Source organism: Dietzia cercidiphylli (genome assembly GCF_039531545.1).
Classification (GTDB): Bacteria; Actinomycetota; Actinomycetes; order Mycobacteriales; family Mycobacteriaceae; genus Dietzia; species Dietzia natronolimnaea.
Genome location: NZ_BAAAQG010000021.1, coordinates 144,651 through 165,188, shown reverse-complemented (window position 1 = coordinate 165,188; position 20,538 = coordinate 144,651). Strand labels below are relative to the sequence as shown.

The window sequence follows — 20,538 nt, the reverse complement described above, 5'->3', positions numbered from 1 at the left end:
TGTAGAGCGCCTCACTCGTGTAGAGCGCCTCACTCGTGTAGAGCGCGTCACTCCTGCAGAGACCTGCGGAACGTCCGCACCTCGACGTGGACGCGGACCGGGCCGTCGCCGGACCCGATGGCCCGCTCGACCCCGGCCCGACCCAGGTGGACTCCACTGGGGCCCATGAGGGCCAGGTCCGCGGCGATCGCGGCGGGAACCGTGGTGGTGACGTCGACCACCCGGACCGGACCGGGGTCGAACCCGGCGGCCAGGTGCGTGTCCAGGCGCTCGGCCTTGTCCGCCGCGGGTGCGAGCATCCCGACCCGCGACCGCAGGGGCTCGAGATGACCCGGGCCCGGCACCGCGACGACGAGAGTCCCGCCCGGGCGGAGGACCCGGGCGAACTCGGCGGGGTTCCTCGGCGCGAAGACCACCTGGACCAGGTCGACACCGGCGTCCCGGAGGGGAAGACCGTCCCAGGTGTCGACGACCAACGCCGCGACGAGGGGATTGACGCGGGCCAGCCGGCGCGCGGCGGCCACCGAGAGCTCCGTGCCGATCCCGAGTGGCTCCCCGACCGCCTCCATGGCGTCCCCACCCGGCGCGACCCTCCGGTGCAGCGCGTCGACGACACGGTCGAGGTAGAACCCCGTCCCGGCCCCGGCGTCCAGGAGCACGGGGCGGGCGACCGCGCCGACCGCACCGGTCGCCACCTCGGCCAGGGCGTCGGCGACCCCGTCGAACACCCCGTGGCCGAGGACCCTCTCGCGGGCGGCGACCTGCTCCGCCGAGTCCCCGGGGAACCGGCGTCCCCGCGCCCCGAGGAGGGTCAGATGACCACCGCGTGCGCGGTCGAACGAATGCCCGCCGCCGCACTCCACGCCGGCCTCGGTGGGCCCCAGCCGGTCCCCGCAGAGCGGGCAGCGCAACAACGGAATCGTCCGGACGAGCGCGGCCGGCGCCGGGGTCACCGCCGCGGCCGGTCGACGAGATCCCGGAGCAGTCCCACCAGGGTCCGGGTGGCGAACCCGGTCGCCACCGGTCCGACCTCGTCGATCTCCTCCGGCGACCGCGCCGGGCCGGCGATGTCGAGGTGGGCCCACGGGCGCCCGTCGACGAAACCCTCGAGGAACAGGGCCGCGGTGATGGCCCCCGGCCCGGCGGGCGCCTGCCGGCGGTCCGCGATCCCGGAGTCGACGGCCCGGCGCAGGTCGTCGGGAAGCGGGAGCCTCCACCACCGCTCCCCCGCCGCCGCGCCCGCCGCGGACACGCGGTCCGCGAGGTCGTCGTCCGTCGCCATGACCGCACCGGTCCGCATCCCGAGGGCGACCTTCATCGCCCCCGTGAGGGTGGCCACGTCCACGACCACCTCCGGGTCGCACTCGGCGATCCCGTGCGCCAGCGCGTCGGCCAACACCATCCGACCCTCCGCGTCGGTGTTGGTGACCTCGGACGTCGTGCCGCCCACGTGGGTGACCACGTCCCCGGGGCGATAGGCGGACCCGGAGAGCATGTTCTCCGCCGACGGGACCACGACGGTCACGTCGAGGGCCGCGTACGGGCCGTCCGTGTCAGCGCAGTAGGCGGCCGCCGCCGCCACGACGGCGGCGGAGCCCGCCATGTCGGTGCGCATGAGGTGCATCCCCTCCGCCGGCTTGACCGAGATCCCACCGGTGTCGAACGTGATGCCCTTGCCCACCAGGAGCACGCGCGTGCCGGGCCCGGGGCGGCGCGCCACCAGGACGCGGGGCGTCGCCGCCGAACCGCCGCCCACCGCGAGGACCCCGCCGAAACCGCCGTCGACCAGCTCGTCCCCCTCGAGCACCCGGGTCCGCATCCCGGCGGCTGCCAGGACCCCGGACATCCGGGACACGAGCCACTCCGGGGTCTTCAGATCCGCGGGCGCGCCGGCGAGGTCGCGGGCCAGGGCGGTGGCACGGGCGGCCTCCTCGGCCGCGGCGACAGCGTCGCGGACGACCACCTCGTCGTCGTCCTCCCCTGATCCCGGCGAGACCCGCACCACCAGGTCCGGCGCCACCGGCGCCGGGTCGGCGGCGAACACGTCCTGACCGCGCGCACCCAACAGGTATCCGAGGACCAGATCGCCGACCCGGTCGGGAGGGACGGTTCCGGGAACGGACACCCCGACCTCATCGGTCCGCCGCGCATCCCGCAGGTGTCTGGCCACGGCCGCACCCGCCCGGCGGTACCCGATGCCGACGTCCACCGCTCCCGACCATCCGGGACGGGGAGCCGTCGCGTCGATCTCGACCTCCACCACCGGCCGGCCGTCGACCGCGCTCGTCCGCGCCTCCACGGCGCGGCCGCGGAGGGGTCGGCCCTCCTCCGGGGCCCGGGTGACCAGCGACCATCCGGTGGCGGGGTCCGATCCGCGAGCTACGCGAACGGTGGGGAGTGGACGCGAGGGGACCTCGGACATCGGGAGAACCTTCCGTGGAACCGAATCGACGCACCCGCCGCGTGGGCCGGGTGCGTCGATTCGCCAGAGCAGGGGACGATCAGGAGATGGCCTGGGTCAACTCCGCGCCGAGCGACTTCGCCTCGTCGGGGGTCAACTCCACGACGAGGCGTCCGCCACCCTCGAGAGGGACGCGCATGACGATCCCGCGGCCCTCCTTGGCCGCTTCCATCGGTCCGTCACCGGTCCTGGGCTTCATAGCCGCCATCGGGTCGATTCCCTTCGTCCTTGGCAGTGGGCCGCGTCCTGTGAGGACGGCCGGGCCCACGTGCGGTATCGCTGAGTGGATGTTGCCGATTCTAGCGCGTCACACCGTGCCCGGACGCGGGAGCGCGTTCTGGGTCCGCCCCGTCGGAGGACTCCCCGACGTTTCCCTCCCCGGCGAGTCGCGCGCGGAGCCTGTCGATCTCCGTCGCCGCCTCCTCGAGCGCCCAGTCGACCTCCGACATCGTGTACCCCCGCGCGGACATCCCGAATCGGACCGATCGCAGATCGTCGCCGGTGAGCGGCCCTTCGGGCAGCATCGTGACCGTGTGTCCCCGCGCCACCGCCGGCAGCGGTTCCGAACGGCCGAAGACCACGATCGACAGGGCGTAGAGCGCCGCCGCCACGATCAGGGTGACCACCACATAGATGACGATGGTGAGCATGCGCGGGAGCCTCTCTCTGGTCCGGGCCGGGCCTCCAGTCTGGCACACGCCTCGCGGCGGTGGACCCGCCCGAGTCAGGCGAGCCCGCGGACCGTTCGCGCAGGTGGGCGGGTTCCCACGATGGAGGCCACCATCTCCACCGAGCGGCGCGTCGCACGCACGTCGTGGGTGCGGAACACGCGGGCGCCCATCATCGCCGCGACGGAGGTCGCCGCCAGGGTGCCCTCGGCGCGGTCGTCGATTCCCGCGTCCAGGGTCTCGCCGATGAAGTCCTTGTTGCTCAGCGCCATCAGGACGGGATGACCGAGGGCCACGATCTCGTCCATCCGCCGCAGGAGCTCGAGACCGTGGAAGGTGTTCTTGCCGAAGTCGTGGGTGGGGTCGACCAGTATCCCGTCCTCGGGGACCCCGGCGGCGAGGGCCCGTTCGGCGGCAGCGGACAGTTCCGAGACCACGTCGAGGACGACGTCGGGGTATCCCACCCGGAAGGGCCGGGTGCGCGGGACCGCACCCCCGGTGTGGGAGCACACGAACCCCGCCCCCGCCTCGCCGGCGGCGGTCAGCACCTCGGGATCGTGCCCCGCCCAGGTGTCGTTGACCAGATCGGCGCCGGCGGACAGGGCGCTGCGGGCGACCGAGCCGCGCCAGGTGTCCACGGAGATGACCACGCCCGGGTGTCTGTCCCGGACCGCCTCGATGAAGGGCACCACCCGCCGGAGCTCCTCCCGGGCGTCCACCAGCTCGCCGGGACCGGCCTTGACCCCACCGATGTCGAGGATGTCCGCGCCGTCCTCCACGCACCGGTCGACCCGGTTCATCGCCGCCACGTCGGTGAAGCTCGCTCCACGGTCGTAGAAGGAGTCCGGCGTGCGGTTGACGATCGCCATCACCAGAGGTCGGTCCACCGGGACGGGGCGCCCGCAGAGCGTCGGAGGCGGCGTCGCGCCCGGTGGCGTCACCGCCGGCCTCCGCAGGCGTCGAGCGCCGCCTCCAGGTCGTCACACACCACGAGGCTGTCGAACGCCTGCGGCTTGACCAGACCGGACTCGACGAGCCCGCCGACCCAGTCCATCAGCGGTCGGTAGAAGCCGATCGGGTCGTAGAGCACGACCGGCTTGTGGTGGAACCCGAGCGAGGCGGAGGTCCACACCTCGAACATCTCCTCCATCGTGCCGATCCCCCCGGGCAGGGTGAGGAACGCGTCCGAGCGCTCCTCCATCTCGCGTTTGCGTTCCCTCATCGTGGTGACCACCACCAGGTCGTCCGCAGCGGTGTCGGCCACCTCACGCACCCGGAGCCCCTCGGGGATGACGCCGACGGTCCGGGCTCCGCCGTCCCGCGCCGCCTCGGCGACCGCGCCCATCATGGACACGTTGCCGCCGCCGGAGACCAGAGACCATCCACGATGGGCGATCCCGTTGCCGACCTCGGTGGCGATCTGCAGCAGCCCGGGGTCGTGGGTCGAGGAGGCGCAGTAGACGCAGACCCGACGGCCGGGAACCGGTGCCATCAACGCTCGACCCCCCGGTGTTCCTCGCCGTACAGGTCTTCACGCTGTTCGGCGGTCAGCGCGGCCCGGTGGTGCGCCTCGCGGATGTACTCCACCGTCTCGGCCACGGAGTCGGTGACCAGGAACAGGTCGAGGTCGGACGCCGAGATCATCCCCTGCTCGACCAGGGTTCCCCGGATCCAGTCCACCAGTGGGGTCCAGAACTCCACTCCCAGCAGGACGATCGGGAACCGGGTGATCTTGTCGGTCTGGACCAGGGTGATGGCCTCGAAGAACTCGTCCAGGGTGCCGAAGCCACCCGGGGTACAGACGAACGCCTGCGTGTATTTGACGAACATCGTCTTGCGGACGAAGAAGTAGCGGAAGTGCAGCCCCAGGTCCACCCAGCGGTTGATCCCCTGTTCCATGGGCAGCTCGATCCCCAGGCCCACGGACTCACCGTCCGCCTCCCACGCGCCCTTGTTGGCCGCCTCCATCTGACCCGGTCCGCCGCCCGTGACCACCGCGTAACCCGCCTCCGCGAGCGCCCGCCCCAGCTCCACCGCCTGTTCGTAGGCGGGATCACCCGGGCGGGTCCGCGCGGACCCGAAGACGCTCACCGCGTCGGGCAGCTCCGCGAGCGCGCCGAACCCGTTGACGAACTCGCTCTGGATGCGCAGGACCCGCCACGGGTCGGTGTGCAACCAGTCGGTGTCCTGGTTGGTGTCCAACAGCCGTTGGTCGGTGGTCGTGCGATCGCCGCCCTTGTCCCGTCGCAGGAGGAGCGGGCCGCGCAGGTGTACTGAATCGTTCGGTGCCATCAGGGGTGGTCTCCTACTGGGGTGGGGTCCGGGCTCGTGATGTCCGGGCTCGCGGGGTCCGGGGTCGTATCAGGTCCGGGCCGTGTCGGGCGCGGGTCGTGTCGGGTCGGGGTCAGCCGGAGGTGGTGAGGTAGGTGCGGAGCACCTCGGCCACCTCGGTGATCTGGGTGGCCGGGCAGTGCTCGTCCCGTGTGTGCGCCAGGCCGGGGTCGCCCGGACCCAGATTGACAGCCGGGACGCCCAGGGCGGCGAACCGTGACACGTCGGTCCATCCGTACTTGGCCCGTACCCGTCCGCCCGCCGCCCGCACCAGCTCGGCCGCGGCCGGGGCGCCGAGGCCGGGCAGTGCCCCCGGGGACAGGTCGGTGAGTTCCCAGTACAGACCGGGGTCTCTCGGCGGCTCCCCGCCGGCGGGGACTGGGCCCGCCCCGGTCAACCCGAGCGCGTCGAGGGCGTGCGCGAGAGCGGCATCGGTGTCCCGGTCCGGCGCGAAGCGGAAGTTGACGTCCAGCCACGCCTCGTCCGGGACGGTGTTGCCGGCCACGCCCGCGGACATCCGCACGGCCTGCAGCCCCTCCCGGTAGACGCAGCCGTCGATGTCCACCGAGCGCGGTCCGTACCTCTCCAGCGCCGCCAGCACCGGGGCGAGGCGGTGCACGGCGTTGTCCCCCAACCAGCTCCGCGCCGAGTGGGCCCGGGTGCCGCGGGCGTGGACCCGGATCCGGAGGGTGCCCTGGCAGCCCGCCTCGATCAGGCCGCCGGTGGGCTCGCCGAGTATCGCCACGTCCCCCGTGAGCCAGTCGCGGTGGGTCCGTTCGAGGAACCCGAGACCGTTCGCGGTCGCCTCGATCTCCTCGCAGTCGTAGAGCACCAACGTGAGATCGTGCGCGAGCTCGGCGGAGTCCGCCAGGGTCGCGAACAGGTGGAGGAACACGGCGTCGCCGGATTTCATGTCGACGGTCCCACACCCGTGCAGGACCTGATCGGCTCCCTCACCCGTGAGTCGGCACGGGACGTTGTCCGCCACCGGGACGGTGTCGAGATGTCCGGCGAGCACCACCCGGGTCGGCAACCCCCTCGAGGTGCGGGCCAGGACGCGGTGGCCGTCCCGCACGAGTTCGGTCCGCCCGGCGGCCGGACCCGTGAAGCCGGCGACCACGGAGGCGAGCGCCGTGTGGACGGCGCCGGCGATCTCCGCCTCCTCCCGGGAGGGACTGGCGATGTCGACGAGGGCGCGGGTGAGGTCGACCGGGTCGGCGGTCAGATCGAGGGCGGCGGTCACGGCGTCCACCTTAGATGCCCGTGGCCGGTACGCGCCGGGGCCGACCGCTAGCATCGGGGGCATGAGTGCACACGGAGCCGTGGCCACCGGAATCGCCACCCTGACGTCCGATCACACCGTCCTCGACGTGTGGTACCCAGCGCCCCAGCTCGGAGCGGCCTCCGAGGGGGGTCACCGGATCCTGTCGGGTGACGAGGTCCCCGAGGAGCTGGCTCCCCTCACCGGACCCGACGCCGATCGCGGTGTCGAGCGGGTCGCGGTGCGGGTCGAGATCGAGGACCTCACGCAGGCCCCGACCGACGCCTATGACGCCTACCTGCGGCTGCACCTGATCTCCCACCGCCTCATCCGGCCGCACTTCGCCAACATGGACGGGTTGTTCGGGACACTGGCCAACGTCGTGTGGACCAACTTCGGCCCCTGTGAGGTACCGGGATTCGAGATGGTGCGTGCCAGGTTGCGCGCCCGCGGCCCGGTGACGGTCTACGGCGTGGACAAGTTCCCGAGGATGGTGGACTACGTGGTCCCGTCCGGGGTCCGGATCGCCGACGCCGACCGCGTCCGACTGGGTGCCCATCTGGCGGAGGGGACGACCGTCATGCACGAGGGGTTCGTCAACTTCAACGCCGGCACCCTCGGGCCGTCGATGGTCGAGGGACGCGTCTCGGCCGGTGTCGTGGTCGGTGCGGACTCCGACGTCGGTGGCGGCGCGTCGATCATGGGAACCCTCTCGGGCGGCGGCAAGGAGACCATCTCGATCGGCGAGCGCTGCCTGCTGGGTGCCAACTCCGGAATCGGGATCTCGCTCGGCGACGACTGCGTGGTCGAGGCCGGGCTCTACGTCACCGCCGGGACCAAGGTCGACGTCCGGGCCGGGGCCTGGGCCGATCGCGAGCCCGTCAAGGCGGGCCAGCTCTCCGGGATGGACAATCTGCTGTTCCGGCGCAACTCCGTCTCCGGCGCCGTCGAGGCCGTGCCGTGGAAGCGTGAGGGCGTCGAGCTGAACGAGGCGCTCCACGCCAACGACTGACCTCCCGCGACGCACACCCACAACGACAAGAGCGTTCCGCACGCATCGGCCGAGAGCAGATGCGCGGAACGCTCTTATCGATGGCGCCGGCGGGCGCAGGGGGCGCCGGCGGGCGCGGCCGCGGCCGGGCGGACGTAGGGTGCGACCCGCTCAGGCCAGCCGACGGACCGCCTCGGCCACGGTGGCGTCGGTCGCGGTGAGGGCGATGCGGACGTGCCGGGCCCCGGCGGAACCGTAGAACTCACCGGGGGCCACCAGGACACCGCGGGCGGCGAACCAGTCCACCGTCTCCCGGCAGGGCTCGTCGCGGGTCGCCCAGAGGTAGAGCCCGGCCTGCGAGTCGTCGACGCGGAACCCGGCGTCCTGCACGGCCGGGAGCAGGAGCTCACGTCGGGCCCGGTACCGCTCGCGTTGCTCGGCCTCGTGGGCGTCATCCCGGAGCGCCGCGGTCATGGCGTTCTGGACGGGCAGGGGCATCATCAGACCCGCGTGCTTGCGCACCGCCAGCAGCTCCGCCACGAGGGACGGGTCGCCCGCCACGAACCCCGCACGATACGAGGCCAGGTTCGACGTCTTGGACAGCGAGTGCAGGGCCAGGAGCCCGGTGTGGTCGCCGTCGCAGACACGCGGGTCGAGGACCGAGGGCGCCTCACCCTCCCAGACCAGCCCGAGGTAGCACTCGTCCGAGGCCACGATCACCCCGCGGTCGCGGGCCCAACCGACGACCTTGCGCAGGTGGTCCACGCCGAGCACCCGGCCGCTGGGGTTCGACGGCGAGTTGAGGTAGAGCAGGGTGGGCGACGACGGGCCGAGTTGCGTCAGGGAGTCGGCGCGCACGACCGTCGCACCCGCGAGCAGGGCCCCCACCTCGTAGGTCGGGTAGGCCACCTCCGGCACGACGACCGTGTGGCCCGGGCCGAGTCCGAGCTGTGCGGGCAGACCCGCGATCAACTCCTTGGTACCGATCGCGGGCAGGATCGCCCCGGGATCCAGGCCGGTGACCCCGTAGCGCCGGTGGAGAGCGTCGGCGGCCGCGAGCCGGAGCTCCGCGGTCCCGATGGTGGTCGGGTAACCCGGTTCCGCGGATCCGGCGGCGAGTGCCTCACGGATGAGCGGGGCGACCGGGTCGACGGGGGTGCCCACGGTGAGATCGACCAGGCCGTCGGGATGCGCGGTGGCCACTGACCTCGCCTCGGCGAGGGTGTCCCACGGGAACACGGGTAGCGCGCGCCCGGGCGGACGACGCTCCGGGCGCGACACCACCGGGGTCACTCCTGGTTCATGGGGGGCAGCGCCTTGATGAACGGGTGGTCGTAGTCGACCTTGCCCACCTTGGCGGCGCCGCCCGGCGATCCCAGCTCGACGAAGAAGTCGACGTTGGCGGTGTTGTACTCGGACCACTCCTCCGGGGTGTCATCCTCGTAGAAGATGGCCTCCACCGGGCAGACGGGCTCACACGCGCCGCAGTCGACACACTCGTCGGGGTGGATGTACAGCATCCGTCCACCCTCGTAGATGCAGTCGACAGGACACTCCTCGACGCAGGACTTGTCCATCACGTCGACGCACGGCTCTGCGATCGTGTAGGTCACGTCAGCCACCTTCCTCGTAGCGGTATGGCCTGCATCGTATGTCACACCCCGCGTCCGCGACGACGCCGCCCCGAAGCCGGTCGCGCTATGTGACGACGGTCACGGGGATCTGGGTGGGGGCCGGTCCGTAGACGGTGTCCCGACGCCGGGCGGGCCGACCGATCCCGGTGGCGATCTCCGCGATCTCCTCCGGGGTCTTGGCGGACCCGTTCTCGGCCCCGGCCATCCGGGAGATCGTCTCCTCCATCAGCGTGCCGCCCAGGTCGTTCGCCCCCGCGCGGAGCATGGTGCGCGTCCCCGCGACCCCGAGCTTGACCCAGCTGGTCTGCACGTTGTGGATCGATCCGTGCAGCATGATCCGTGCCAGGGCGTGGACGGCGACGTTCTCCTCCCGCGTCGGGCCCGGCCGGGACGCGCCCGCCAGGTACAGCGGGGCACTGCGGTGCACGAAGGGCAGGGGGACGAACTCGGTGAACCCGCCGGTCCGGTCCTGGATCCCCCGCAGGGTGCGCAGGTGCGCCACCCAGTGCCTCGGCGTGTCCACGTGGCCGTACATCATGGTCGAGCTCGAGCGCAGGCCAACCTCGTGGGCGGTGGTGACGATGTCGATCCACTCGGAGGCCGGGAGTTTGCCCTTGGTCAGGACCCAGCGGACCACGTCGTCGAGGATCTCCGCCGCGGTACCGGGGATGGTGTCCAGACCGGCCGCCCGCAGCTCGGTGAGCCACTCCCTGACCCCCACCCCGGACCGGGCCGCCCCGTTCGAGATCTCCATCGGGCTGAACGCGTGGACGTGCATGGACGGCACCCGCTCCTTGACCGCGCGGACGAGGTCGGCGTAACCGGAGACCGGCAGGTCCGGGTCGATCCCGCCCTGCATGCAGACCTCGGACGCCCCGGAGACGTACGCCTCGTACGCGCGGTCGGCCACCTCGGCGGCCGAGAGCGAGAACGCGTCCGCGTCCCCCTTGCGCTGGGCGAAGGCGCAGAACCGGCACCCCGTGTAGCAGATGTTGGAGAAGTTGATGTTCCGGTTGACCACGTAGGTCACCGTCTCCCCCACCACGTCCGCGCGGATCCGGTCGGCGAGTCCGGCCAACGCGGCCAGCCCGTCCCCCGTGGCCGTGGCCAGGGCGAGGTACTGGTCGTCCGTGAGGCCGGCCGGGTCCGACTCCGCGGCCCGCAGCGCTGCGAGCACCTCGGAGTCCGCCCGCTCGGGGACCAGCGCGGCCGCACCGAGCTCGGCGGCGCGGGCCCGGATGACGTCCCAGTTGCCGAACGCCTCGCCGATGTCCGAACGGGTGTCGGTGTTGCGGCCCTCGGTGTCGATCGCGGTGTGCAGGTCGGTCCGTCCGCTCGAGTCCCAGTCGTCGTCGGGCTCCTGCCACGGCCGCCCCGAGGGACGGACCACCTCGTCGTCGTCGCCCTCGCCACCGCCGCCGACCGCCGCCAGGCCCGTGGCCGGGTCGGCGAGCGCGTGGACGTGACCCGACACCCTGGGGTCGATCCAGGCGTCACCCGCTCCGACGTATCGCGGGTGGGCGGTGAGTCGCTCGGTCAGCGCCCAGCCCGCCGCCGCCAGGTCGGCGGTCAGTCCCTCCAGATGCGGCCACGGCCGCTCGGGGTTGACGTGGTCGGGTGTGAGCGGCGAGATGCCGCCCAGGTCGTCCACCCCCGCGCCGATGAGGGCCAGCACGTCCTGCCGGTCGACCAGGTTCGGCGGGGCCTGGACGGCGACCCGCGGGTCGAGCACCAGGCGCGCGACGGCGATCGCGGCGAGGAACTCGTCGGTGTCCGCGTCGGCCGAGTCGCGCATGGCGGTGTCGGGCTTGGCCCGGAAGTTCTGGACGATCACCTCCTGGAGGTGTCCGAACTCCCTGGCCAGCCCGGCCAGCGCGAGCAGACTGTCGGCCCGCTCGGTCCTGTTCTCCCCGATCCCCACCAGGATCCCCGAGGTGAACGGCACCGCGAGACGCCCCGCGTCGGTCAGGGTGCGCAGCCGCACGGCCGGGTCCTTGTCCGGGCTGCCGTGGTGACACGCACCCGGGGTGGTGAACAACCTCGTGGCCGTGGTCTCGAGCATCATCCCCATGGACGGTGCGACCGGCTTGAGGGTGGACATCTCCGACCAGCTCATCACGCCGGGATTGAGGTGCGGCAGCAGACCGGTCTCCTCCAACACCCGGATGGCCATGGCCCGGACGTAGTCCAGCGTCGAGGAGAAGCCGCGCGACTCGAGCCACTCCCTCGCCTCGGGCCACCGGTCCTCCGGTCGGTCGCCCAACGTGAAGAGCGCCTCCTTGCACCCGGCCTCCGCGCCGCGCCGGCACAGGTCCACCACCTCGTCGGGGTCGAGGAACATGCCTTCGCCGGCGGCCCGGAGTTTCCCGGGCACGGTGACGAAGGTGCAGTAGTGGCAGCGGTCGCGGCACAGGCGGGTGAGCGGGACGAACACCTTGCGGGAGTACGTCACCACCCCCGGACGCCCCTCGTCGAGGAGGCGGGCGTCGCGACGCGCGGCCGCCAGCCCGGTCAGCCGGACGAGATCGTCTCCGCGCGCGGCCAGCAACACCGCCGCCTCGGTCACGTCGAGGGTGAGCCCGTCGGAGGCCCGGCGCAGCGCGCGCCGCATGGCCGAGGGCGTGGGCTCGGGATCGACGGGCGTCAGGGCGAGATCCATGTCCGTGATGATGCCCCACCGGGGCCGGGAGGTGGAGGGCCGGTGCTGCGTGGGAGGTCACGGGCGTGCGGAACGGGACCGCGCATTAGTCTGGGCGGCATGCCCGATCCCGCCCGTCCCCTGCGCAGCAACGGCGATCCCCTGGTGTCCACACCCCCCCGTGGCGCCGGTGGCGCCCACGCCCTGCGCGAGCCGGCTCCGGCGACCGCCACCGAGGACGTCCCCGACTCCGGGGAGGGTCTGCTGACGTCCAACCGGGTGCTGGTCACGGCTCCGCGGCACCGGATCTCCCCCCGCACGCCGGTGTTGTGGGTGATCGAGGGGATCTGGTCGTGGGCGATCCTCGCCGCCCTGCAGGTCGGGTGGTACTTCTGGGGCGACAACGTGATGGGGTTCTGGAACTGGGTCGCGCTGGCCGCGACCGTCCCGTTCGCGTTCATGTCGATCGTGGTGGCGCCGTGGTGGCGCTACATCGTGGCCCGCTGGGACGTCTCGGACACCGCGGTGTGCTCGCGCAAGGGCTGGTGGACCACCCAGTTCCGGATCGCCCCATTGGCCCGCCTCCAGACGGTGTACACCACCCGCAACCTGTTCGAGCGCTGGTTCGGCCTGGCCACGGTCCACGCCTCCACCGCCTCCGCGCAGGGCACGGTCGAGATCAGGGGGCTGACCCTCGCTGATGCCGAGGCCCTGGCCCAGCACCTCATCGCCATCGCCAACCTGGACTCGGAGGACGGGACGTGAGCGGACCGGGCGCCGCGACCGGGGTGACGGCGGGTCCGGACGACGACGACGACGAGGCCGGCTCCTCCGTCGACACCGCACGGGCCCCGGGTTCCGACCCGACGGAGGAGGACACCGCGGTCGATCGGACCGACGAGGCCGGACAGGTCGACCCGGAGGCCCCGTGGGAGCGGTTGTCCTGGCGGATGCTGCTGGTGGATCCCCTGGGGATGCTCACCCGGTTGCTCCCGCTGTTCCTCATCTCCCTGTGGCTGGGCTCGAACCGCAACAACTACTGGTTCGAGATCGGCGTCATCTCACTGATCGTCCTCGGCAGTCTGCTGCGGTGGCTGTCCACGAGCTATCAGGTCGGCCGGACCCACATCATCCTGAGGAAGGGCTTCTTCAGCCGCAACGTGGTCACGGTGTCGCGCCAGCGGATCCGCAGCGTGGACACCGAATCGGATCTGTTCCACCGGGTCATGCGGGTGTCGATCGTCGAGGTCGGCACCGGCCGCGCGGACTCCGGGAAGTCGGACGCCGAGCGGTTCCGGCTCAACGCCATCGACACGGCCCAGGTCGAGCCGCTGCGCGACGAGTTGCTCAAGCACCGGCGTGCCCTGGACCCGACGCTCAGCGAGGAGGACGAGGAGCAGTGGGGGTCGAAGTACGGTGAGGACATCTCCCAGTGGCGCGTCACGTGGGCAAGGTTCGCGCCGTTCTCCTTCATCGGGTTCGGCGTGCTCCTGTCACTGTGGCTCATCACCTGGCAGATGGGCGACATGCACGACCGCGTCATGGACCTCGCGGTGGTCGAGGCGGCCGTCTCGTGGCTCGATTCCCTCGGACAACCGTGGACCCTGGTCGGCGAGGCCGTCGCGATCTGGGTGGTGGCCGGCGTCCTGGCGATCATCACGTACGCGATCCGCTACGGGAAGTACGCACTCACCGACCGTGGGCAGTTGCTCTACGTCCAGAACGGCATCCTGCGCCGCAAGCACCAGGCGTTGGACAAGGCCAGGCTCCGCGGGGTCGAGATCCGTCTGCCCGTGTACCTCCGGCTCCTGGGCGGCGGCCGGCTCGAGCCCATCATGACGGGGACCAAGAAGGGTGCCGCCGCGTCGACCCTGCTGCCGCAGGCACCCATCAAGGACGTCCGCCGGGTGGCGATCCGCATCCTCGGCGACCCGACCCCCGTCACCGTGCCTCTGCGACGTCACCCGTGGAAGGCCGCCCGGCGGCGGATCACCCGCGGACTCATGCCGTTCTGGATCGTGGCCGGTCTCATCGTCCTGGTCCGGATCGACTCCGGTCCCTCGGCCGAGATCTGGGTGCGGTGGGCGATCCCGGCGGCCCTCGTGTTCTTCCTCGCGTTGTCGGTCGACCGGATCAGGATGCTCGGCCACGCACTGCTGCCCGACATGCTGGTGACCTCGCACGGGTCGTGGACCGCCAAGCGGACGGTGCTCGAGGCGGACGGGATCATCGGATGGACGGTGACCCAGTCGGTGTTCCAGCGCTCGGCCGGGGTCGCCACCGTCTCCGCGGCCACCCCGGCGGGCAACGGCGTCTACTCGGTGATGGACATGGACGCCGACGAGGCGTGGGCTCTGGCCGAGGCGCTGACCCCGGGGATCACGGACGTCTGGAACCACGAGGGTGACCCCGACGTGCGTTCCTCACCCTCGATGGGTATCCGGGCGCAGTGATCGACCCAGGGTCGCGACCCACAGCGGGATGAGACCGCCCACCAGCAGCAGCGCCAGGCCCCGCAACCCGATCGGGACCGGCATGTCCCCGCCGGGACCCAGGTTGAGCGCCACCAGGGTGAGGATCCAGATCAGGGCCGGGAACACGGCCACGATCGCGCGTTCGGACCAGGCGGAGGTCACCCGCACCAGGAACAGCGACCACGCGCCGGCCACCAGGATGGTGAACGGGGCCGGGACCGGGCCGACATACGCGGTCAACCAGGCGACGGTGAGGACACAGCTGGTCGCGGCCCCCACCGCGAGCATCAGCAGCGCCACGCCGAGCTCCACGGCCGAGGTGGTGCGCGCGACGGCGGTCCGGCCGGTCACCGGGACTCCCCCACGAGTCCGTCGAGAAGGTGTGCGGTGCCGGGCGGGCACTTGACGTAGGGGCCGTCGGGGTCGACGAGGTCGTGGGCGATGTACCACTCGACCTCCGAGACCGGCTGCAGCACCCCGTTGGTCAGTGCGAGGAACCACGGATCGGCATCCGTGCCGGGCACCAGTTCCAGCTGGGTCGCGTGCCCGGTCAGTGCCTCCAACTTGGCCGCATAGGTCGCGTCGTCGAGCGGCACACGGTGGGTGAGTCGGGAGTCCGGCACCGAGGGAAGCTCGGACTCCCCCGCGTGCCGCAGGTGGCCGGGTGGCGCGGGGTGCCGTCGCGAGACGTCCGACCGGGCGGTCACCGTCCACGCCATCCGCCGGGGCCGGTGGCCGGCCTCGTCGAGAGCGGCGCGGACGACCTCGTGGACACGGATGTGATCCGGGTGCCCGTACCCCCCGCGCGGGTCGTAGGTGACGAGGAGTTGGGGCCGCCAGCCGTCGAGGAGCGACGCCATCTCCTCGACCGCCTCGCGTCCCGACCCGACGAACGCCCGCGGATGACGCGCGGAGGCCGCGCCGGCCATCCCGGAGTCCCGCCACCGGCCGGCGCCGCCCAGGAAGCGGGGCCGGTCCACGCCGAGCGCACGCAGGGCGACCGCCAGTTCCCCGATCCGGTAGCCGCCCAGCTGGTCGGCGCGGTCGGCCACCAGGCCCGCGAAGTCCTCACCGAGCACCTCGCCCTCCTCACCGAGGGTGCACGTCACCACGCGCACATCGACTCCGGCGGCGACGAGGGCGGCGATGGAACCACCCGTGGTGATGGCCTCGTCGTCGGGGTGGGCGTGGACGAACAGTGCCCGGGTCCCGGTGCCCGGCGGCGGTGCGGTGAGATCTGTCATCCGGTCCTCCTCCAGCTGGGTGCGGTGTCGAAGACGTCGGAGACCATCGGCGGTGCGGCGTCGACGCCGCCGCGCCCCGTGCCCGTCACCTCGACGCCGTCGTCGGCGAGCAGCAGGCCCGGCCGGACCAGTGGGATCCGGAGGGCGTGGTCGGCGACCAGGTCGCCCGCCGCGGTGAGGTCGGGACCCTCCGTGTCGTCGCCCAGCCCGAGGGCGCGGTCCAGCGCGGGGTCGCACACCCCGGAGACCCCGCTGGCGCGTGCCGGGGCGGAGGTCCCGATGGTGCGGGGCGGCGTACTCGTGGTGGGGGTGGTCGTCTCGGCGGTCCCCATCGGATCGGTGCGCGCCGTCGTGGTGGTCCCGGTGTCGGGCTCCGGCGGGACGAGGCTGGTGACCGTGGTGAGCGGCCGGGTCAGGGCGGTGCGGCCGCCCGTGGTGGGGCTCGGGGACGGGGCGGGGGCGCAGGCGAACCTGGACACCGCCGCGACCTCGGGGCGTCCGTCGACCCGTTGCCATCCCACCACCGCGTCGACCAGACCGTGCGGGAGCGCGTCCCCGTACAGGGCGACCGCGTCGAGCTCCCAGACCCGGGCGCCGATGCCCGCGCCGCGCAGCTGGTCCGCGATGGTGAACGCCGCGGTGAGCGCCCGGTCGTCCTCGGCCTCCACCCCGAGCGTCACGCTCAGCGGGTCGTCGTCGCGCTCCCATCGCGCCCCGGTGCGGGTGAACCCCGCGTCGCGGAGCGCGCGCTCCACGGCGGCCCCGTCGCCGGTCGTGGTGCTGGCGGACCCCGGCGGGAACGGGTAGGTCGTGACGGCCGGGTCGGACTGTCCGGTGACGATCCGACCGACCACCTCGGGGTCCACCGCCGCCGTGAGGCCGCGCCGCACCGCCGGGTCGCGGACCGCCGGGGCGACGGTGTTGAAGCCCAGTTCGAGTTGGGCCGAGGAGTCGACGGTCACGGCACGGACCCCGGGGACGGTGGCCGAGACGTCCGCGGCCAACGGTGTCGCCGAGACCATCGCGAGTGATCCCGGTCCTCCACGCAACGCCGCGCCGAGTTGTCCGGCCCCTGTCGCCCGCCGCACGAGGATCTGATCGAGTTCCGGCGCGCGCGCCCAGTACCGGTCGTTGCGTACGAACTCGATCTCCCCCCGACCGATGTCGGCGAACCGGATCATGAACGGTCCCGCGCTCATCACGGGGAGGCCGGACATCGCGCCCTGGAAGCCGTCCGGGGCGTTCTTGAGGATGTGTCCGGGCAGCAGGTCGGCGAACAGCGTCCTCCACTGCGTCGGTGGGGAGTCGAACACCACGTCGACGACCTTGCCCCCGGCGCCGGACCGCACCTCGACGATCTGCTCGTACCCGGCGGGGTCGACCACTCCGGGCTGGGTCGTCATCTGCCGCCACAGGTACTCGAAGTCCTCGGCCGCGACCGGCACCCCGTCGGTCCACTGCGCCAGCGGGTCGATCGTGTAGCGGATGGTCCGCGGGCTCCCCGGCAGGGGCTCGGCGGACACGAGGAGGTCGCGGTTGAGCACCGGCTCACCGCCCGGCCCGGGGACGAACGCGCTCGGGAGCAACAGGGAGGCGACCAGGTCCGTGTCGACTCCCTGATCGGCCAGGAGATGCGGGTTGAAGCCCGGGTCGACGCGGTCGAGGGCCAGCAGGACCCCGCCGCTGGACAGGCTGACGGACTCCCCGTCGGTACGCTCCTCCCCCACCACGGTGGGCGGAGGAGGATCGGCCACACACCCTGTGACGACGACGAGGGAGAGCACGGCTGCCAGAACGCCCGTGCCGCGCCGACGAACTGATGCCCCCCTCGTCGCCACCAGGGTCCTCGTCAGTTGACCGACTGCTGCTCGCGCGACTTGGACTTGCTGCGGGCCTTGGCCCGCTCATTGGCGGTGAGCAGCACCTTGCGCACGCGGATCGCCTCCGGTCCGACCTCCACGCACTCGTCGCCGGCACAGAACTCCATGGCCTCCTCCAGCGAGAGGTTGCGGGCCCTCTGCAGGGTCTCGGTCGTATCGGAGGAGGCCGCTCGCATGTTGGTGAGCTTCTTCTCCTTGGTGATGTTGACGTCCATGTCCTCGGATCGCGGGTTCTCGCCCACGACGACGCCCTCGTACACCTCGGAACCGGGCTCGATGAAGAAGTCGCCGCGGTCGGCCAGGCTGAGCAGCGCGAACGCGGTGGCCTTGCCGGCACGGTCGGCGACCAGTGAACCGGTGTGCCGCGAGCGGATCTCTCCGACCCAGGGCTCGTAGCCGGCCGACTCGGAGTTGGCGATCCCGGCGCCGCGCGTCTCGGTCATGAAGGTCGTGCGGAAGCCGATCAGCCCCCGGGCGGGCACCCGGAACTCCATCCGGACCCATCCGGATCCGTGGTTGCCCATCTGCTCCATGCGCCCCTTGCGGGCCGCCATGAGCTGGGTGACCGCGCCGAGGTACTCCTCGGGCACGTCGATGGTCATGTGCTCCATCGGCTCGTGGACCTTGCCGTCGACGACCCGGGTCACGACCTGCGGCTTGCCCACGGTGAGCTCGAAGCCCTCCCGGCGCATGGTCTCGACGAGGATGGACAGCGCCATCTCGCCGCGGCCCTGGACCTCCCAGTCGTCGGGGCGCGCGGTGTCGAGGACCTTGAGCGAGACGTTGCCCACGAGCTCCTGGTCGAGACGCGCCTTGACCATCCGCGCGGTGAGCTTGGTACCGCCGTTGCGGCCGGCGAGCGGGGAGGTGTTGACGCCGATGGTCATCGAGATCGCCGGCTCGTCGACGGTGATCGCGGGCAGCGCCACCGGGTTCTCCGGATCCGCGAGGGTGTCGCCGATCATGATGTCGCTGATCCCGGCCACCGCGACGATGTCACCGGCCACGGCCTCGTCGGTGGGCATCCGCTCGACGCCCTTGGTCGCGAGGAGTTCCGAGATCCGCACGGACTTGGTCTCCTGACCGCCGTCGGGAAGGTTGTGGATCCACGCCACCTGCTGACCCTTGCGGAGACGGCCGTTGTGGATACGGACCAGACCGATACGACCGAGGAAGTTGGACGCGTCCAGGTTGGTCACGTGGGCCTGCAGCGGCGCGTCGGCGTCACCGCGGGGCGCGGGGATCACGTCGTACAGGAGCGTGAAGAGCTCGTCGAGGTTCTCCCCGGCCGGTTCCTGGCCGTTGGCCGGCTGCGTGGTCGAGGCCTTACCGGCGCGCCCGGAGGCGAACACCACGGGCAGTTCGAGCGCGCGCTCGGCCGCGGCCTGGGCGTCCGGGTCCTCGAGATCGGAGGCGAGACCGATGAGGAGGTCCTGGGCGTCCTCGACGACCTCGTCGATGCGGGCGTCCGGACGGTCGGTCTTGTTGACGACGATGATGACCGGCAGGGATGCCGCCAGCGCCTTGCGCAGGACGAACCGCGTCTGCGGCAGCGGGCCCTCCGAGGAGTCGATGAGCAGGACGACGCCGTCGACCATGTTGAGGCCGCGCTCCACCTCGCCGCCGAAGTCGGCGTGGCCGGGGGTGTCGATGATGTTGAAGACGAGGTCGGCGCCGCCCGACCCTGCGCCGAGACGCCGCACCGACGTGTTCTTGGCCAGGATCGTGATGCCCTTCTCGCGCTCGAGGTCACCCGAGTCCATGACCCGGTCCACGAGCTCCGCGCGTTCGTCGAACGCTCCGGACTGGCGCAGCATCGCGTCGACGAGTGTCGTCTTACCATGGTCGACGTGCGCGACGATGGCGACGTTGCGGAACTCGGTCAGGGCCATACGGTGGGTTCTCCCTCAGAGGCTTTCGGCGCCACGGGCGACTCTGTGGCCGCCGGGCGCGTGGTGGGAATCTGCGGGACTCCCGCGTGATCCACAAGCGCGTCCGGTCGAGCGCGCGTGCGTGACCACATTACCCGCATCGGCCTCCGGACAGTCATCCCGAGCGGGCGACGCCACACCCGCGGCGGCCACTGTTATTTACATCACAAGTATCTTCTGCCACACTGGCCACAGACGCCACAGCAACCGGGCCTCCGGTATCCACACCTGTAAACGTTGTGAGAACATCGAGCCGTCGATTGGTCGGCCCGCCGACCGGTCCGTCCGCCTCATCCGAAGAATGGACTCGCCAGTGACCCGCCACTCGCTCAGGAACTCGTTCAGGAACCTAGGTCTCGGTGCAGTCGCCGCCATGGCCGTGTCGCTCGCCGTCCCCGCCTCCGCGAGCGCCCAGTCGCTGGACGAGCTGGGCCGCCCGACCGAGCCGGTGCTGCAGGCCATCGAGAACCTCTCCGAGCAGCAGTGGATCCCCGAGGAGACCCGGGGCACCATCGCCCGGCTGGTGGGCTTCTTCCGCGGGTCCGGCGAGCCGGGCACCCCGCTGCCCGAGAACGGTCCGGTGATCGCGCAGTTCGCCTACCCGACCATCATGCAGAACTGCATCGACGGGGAACAGACCGCGGTCGGGGCCGCCACCGCCGTGCCGGGGCCCGCCGGCCTGCCCCTGCCCGGCATCCCGGGCGGCCACCTTGGCTTCATCTTCACCGCCCTCGGCACCGAGGGCGTCGCACCCCAGCAGGTGCAGCCCATGACCGTGGACTGGTTCAACATCAACAACGGTCGCCGCGGCACCACCGTGCTCAGCTACAACGGGATCAACGCGGGCGGACCGGCGACCCTCAACGGTGTCGCCGACACCGGCCCGGGGCAGGTGCTGATGCTCCTGCAGGGCGGCGTCACCACCACCCTCGCCGGCGGCGGGACCTCCAATTGTGTCTCACTGCCGCTGGTGGGTTCCGCGTTCGTCCCGTGATCAGCGACGGCGTGGGGTCCGACCGGCCCCA

Annotated in this window: 19 protein-coding genes; 4 read left to right on the top strand and 15 right to left on the bottom strand. The window is 72.0% G+C overall.

Annotated elements, in window-relative coordinates; genetic code table 11:
• Positions 1-47: 47 nt before the first annotated feature.
• The 8 genes from ABD250_RS16310 to dapE form a co-directional block, all read right to left on the bottom strand.
• Positions 48-953, bottom strand: a complete 906-nt coding sequence (locus ABD250_RS16310; protein ID WP_344393316.1) for a putative RNA methyltransferase — start codon at positions 951-953, stop codon at positions 48-50.
• Complete coding sequence (locus tag ABD250_RS16305) at positions 950-2,422, bottom strand: leucyl aminopeptidase family protein (RefSeq protein WP_344393314.1); 1,473 nt, start codon at positions 2,420-2,422, stop codon at positions 950-952. The genes ABD250_RS16310 and ABD250_RS16305 overlap by 4 nt, the downstream gene beginning before the upstream one ends.
• A 79-nt stretch (positions 2,423-2,501) precedes the next feature.
• Positions 2,502-2,669, bottom strand: a complete 168-nt coding sequence (locus tag ABD250_RS16300) for a DUF3117 domain-containing protein (protein WP_107747298.1) — start codon at positions 2,667-2,669, stop codon at positions 2,502-2,504.
• 91 nt (positions 2,670-2,760) lie between these two features.
• Positions 2,761-3,111, bottom strand: a complete 351-nt coding sequence (locus ABD250_RS16295) for a DivIVA domain-containing protein (protein WP_179525592.1) — start codon at positions 3,109-3,111, stop codon at positions 2,761-2,763.
• Positions 3,112-3,185: 74 nt separating this feature from the next.
• Entirely contained in the window at positions 3,186-3,998 is an 813-nt protein-coding gene (gene folP, locus ABD250_RS16290; protein WP_182657939.1) for a dihydropteroate synthase, read from the bottom strand.
• A gap of 68 nt (positions 3,999-4,066) precedes the next feature.
• Positions 4,067-4,621, bottom strand: a complete 555-nt coding sequence (locus tag ABD250_RS16285) for an LOG family protein (protein WP_182657938.1) — start codon at positions 4,619-4,621, stop codon at positions 4,067-4,069.
• Complete coding sequence (locus tag ABD250_RS16280) at positions 4,621-5,421, bottom strand: LOG family protein (RefSeq protein ID WP_182657937.1); 801 nt, start codon at positions 5,419-5,421, stop codon at positions 4,621-4,623. Before ABD250_RS16280 ends, ABD250_RS16285 begins: the two co-directional genes overlap by 1 nt.
• Before the next feature lie 112 nt (positions 5,422-5,533).
• Positions 5,534-6,703, bottom strand: coding sequence for a succinyl-diaminopimelate desuccinylase (gene dapE, locus ABD250_RS16275; RefSeq protein WP_425551928.1), 1,170 nt, complete (start codon positions 6,701-6,703; stop codon positions 5,534-5,536).
• Positions 6,704-6,764: 61 nt separating this feature from the next.
• Here dapE and dapD point away from each other — a divergent pair, with 61 nt between their 5' ends.
• Positions 6,765-7,733 (top strand): 2,3,4,5-tetrahydropyridine-2,6-dicarboxylate N-succinyltransferase, encoded by a 969-nt coding sequence (gene dapD / locus ABD250_RS16270; RefSeq protein ID WP_179525597.1) that lies wholly within the window; start codon positions 6,765-6,767, stop codon positions 7,731-7,733.
• 150 nt (positions 7,734-7,883) lie between these two features.
• Here dapD and dapC read toward each other — a convergent pair whose 3' ends face one another.
• The 3 genes from dapC to ABD250_RS16255 form a co-directional block, all read right to left on the bottom strand.
• The gene (dapC, locus tag ABD250_RS16265) at positions 7,884-9,005 is read right to left on the bottom strand and encodes a succinyldiaminopimelate transaminase (RefSeq protein WP_344393309.1); all 1,122 of its coding nucleotides are present in this window, start codon (positions 9,003-9,005) and stop codon (positions 7,884-7,886) included.
• The gene (gene fdxA / locus ABD250_RS16260) at positions 9,002-9,325 is read right to left on the bottom strand and encodes a ferredoxin (RefSeq protein ID WP_095718370.1); all 324 of its coding nucleotides are present in this window, start codon (positions 9,323-9,325) and stop codon (positions 9,002-9,004) included. The genes dapC and fdxA overlap by 4 nt, the downstream gene beginning before the upstream one ends.
• A gap of 85 nt (positions 9,326-9,410) precedes the next feature.
• Positions 9,411-12,005: a bifunctional FO biosynthesis protein CofGH gene (locus ABD250_RS16255; protein ID WP_344393306.1), complete on the bottom strand. Its 2,595-nt coding sequence runs from the start codon at positions 12,003-12,005 to the stop codon at positions 9,411-9,413.
• Between the two features lie 99 nt (positions 12,006-12,104).
• Here ABD250_RS16255 and ABD250_RS16250 point away from each other — a divergent pair, with 99 nt between their 5' ends.
• Together ABD250_RS16250 and ABD250_RS16245 are read left to right on the top strand one after the other, a co-directional pair.
• On the top strand, positions 12,105-12,749 hold the full coding sequence (locus ABD250_RS16250) for a PH domain-containing protein (RefSeq protein ID WP_182658297.1): 645 nt from the start codon (positions 12,105-12,107) through the stop codon (positions 12,747-12,749).
• On the top strand, positions 12,746-14,437 hold the full coding sequence (locus tag ABD250_RS16245) for a PH domain-containing protein (RefSeq protein WP_182658296.1): 1,692 nt from the start codon (positions 12,746-12,748) through the stop codon (positions 14,435-14,437). Before ABD250_RS16250 ends, ABD250_RS16245 begins: the two co-directional genes overlap by 4 nt.
• On the opposite strand, the gene ABD250_RS16240 is transcribed toward ABD250_RS16245, so the two are convergent.
• The 4 genes from ABD250_RS16240 to typA form a co-directional block, all read right to left on the bottom strand.
• The gene (locus ABD250_RS16240; RefSeq protein WP_182658295.1) at positions 14,408-14,809 is read right to left on the bottom strand and encodes a hypothetical protein; all 402 of its coding nucleotides are present in this window, start codon (positions 14,807-14,809) and stop codon (positions 14,408-14,410) included. The genes ABD250_RS16245 and ABD250_RS16240 overlap by 30 nt on opposite strands.
• The gene (gene mshB / locus ABD250_RS16235) at positions 14,806-15,702 is read right to left on the bottom strand and encodes an N-acetyl-1-D-myo-inositol-2-amino-2-deoxy-alpha-D-glucopyranoside deacetylase (protein ID WP_344393302.1); all 897 of its coding nucleotides are present in this window, start codon (positions 15,700-15,702) and stop codon (positions 14,806-14,808) included. The genes ABD250_RS16240 and mshB overlap by 4 nt, the downstream gene beginning before the upstream one ends.
• Positions 15,699-17,456: an ABC transporter family substrate-binding protein gene (locus ABD250_RS16230; protein WP_344393300.1), complete on the bottom strand. Its 1,758-nt coding sequence runs from the start codon at positions 17,454-17,456 to the stop codon at positions 15,699-15,701. Before ABD250_RS16230 ends, mshB begins: the two co-directional genes overlap by 4 nt.
• Positions 17,457-17,551: 95 nt before the next feature.
• Positions 17,552-19,474 carry a translational GTPase TypA gene (typA, locus tag ABD250_RS16225; protein ID WP_179525605.1) on the bottom strand — a complete coding sequence of 641 codons (1,923 nt, stop codon included), beginning with the start codon at positions 19,472-19,474 and terminating at the stop codon, positions 17,552-17,554.
• Positions 19,475-19,886: 412 nt separating this feature from the next.
• Between typA and ABD250_RS16220 the strand changes: the two genes are divergently transcribed.
• Entirely contained in the window at positions 19,887-20,507 is a 621-nt protein-coding gene (locus ABD250_RS16220) for an Rv1157c family protein (protein ID WP_241730811.1), read from the top strand.
• The last annotated feature ends 31 nt before the right edge of the window (positions 20,508-20,538 follow it).

Bases quoted from the DNA above. Each gene is read 5' to 3' on its own strand.
- ABD250_RS16305 (WP_344393314.1), bottom strand. From the start codon at position 2,422: ATGTCCGAGGTCCCCTCGCGTCCACTCCCCACCGTTCGCGTAGCTCGC.
- ABD250_RS16300 (WP_107747298.1), bottom strand. From the start codon at position 2,669: ATGGCGGCTATGAAGCCCAGGACCGGTGACGGACCGATGGAAGCGGCC.
- ABD250_RS16295 (WP_179525592.1), bottom strand. From the start codon at position 3,111: ATGCTCACCATCGTCATCTATGTGGTGGTCACCCTGATCGTGGCGGCG.
- folP (WP_182657939.1), bottom strand. From the start codon at position 3,998: ATGGCGATCGTCAACCGCACGCCGGACTCCTTCTACGACCGTGGAGCG.
- ABD250_RS16285 (WP_182657938.1), bottom strand. From the start codon at position 4,621: ATGGCACCGGTTCCCGGCCGTCGGGTCTGCGTCTACTGCGCCTCCTCG.
- ABD250_RS16280 (WP_182657937.1), bottom strand. From the start codon at position 5,421: ATGGCACCGAACGATTCAGTACACCTGCGCGGCCCGCTCCTCCTGCGA.
- dapD (WP_179525597.1), top strand. From the start codon at position 6,765: ATGAGTGCACACGGAGCCGTGGCCACCGGAATCGCCACCCTGACGTCC.
- ABD250_RS16255 (WP_344393306.1), bottom strand. From the start codon at position 12,005: ATGGATCTCGCCCTGACGCCCGTCGATCCCGAGCCCACGCCCTCGGCC.
- ABD250_RS16250 (WP_182658297.1), top strand. From the start codon at position 12,105: ATGCCCGATCCCGCCCGTCCCCTGCGCAGCAACGGCGATCCCCTGGTG.
- mshB (WP_344393302.1), bottom strand. From the start codon at position 15,702: ATGACAGATCTCACCGCACCGCCGCCGGGCACCGGGACCCGGGCACTG.
- typA (WP_179525605.1), bottom strand. From the start codon at position 19,474: ATGGCCCTGACCGAGTTCCGCAACGTCGCCATCGTCGCGCACGTCGAC.
- ABD250_RS16220 (WP_241730811.1), top strand. From the start codon at position 19,887: ATGGCCGTGTCGCTCGCCGTCCCCGCCTCCGCGAGCGCCCAGTCGCTG.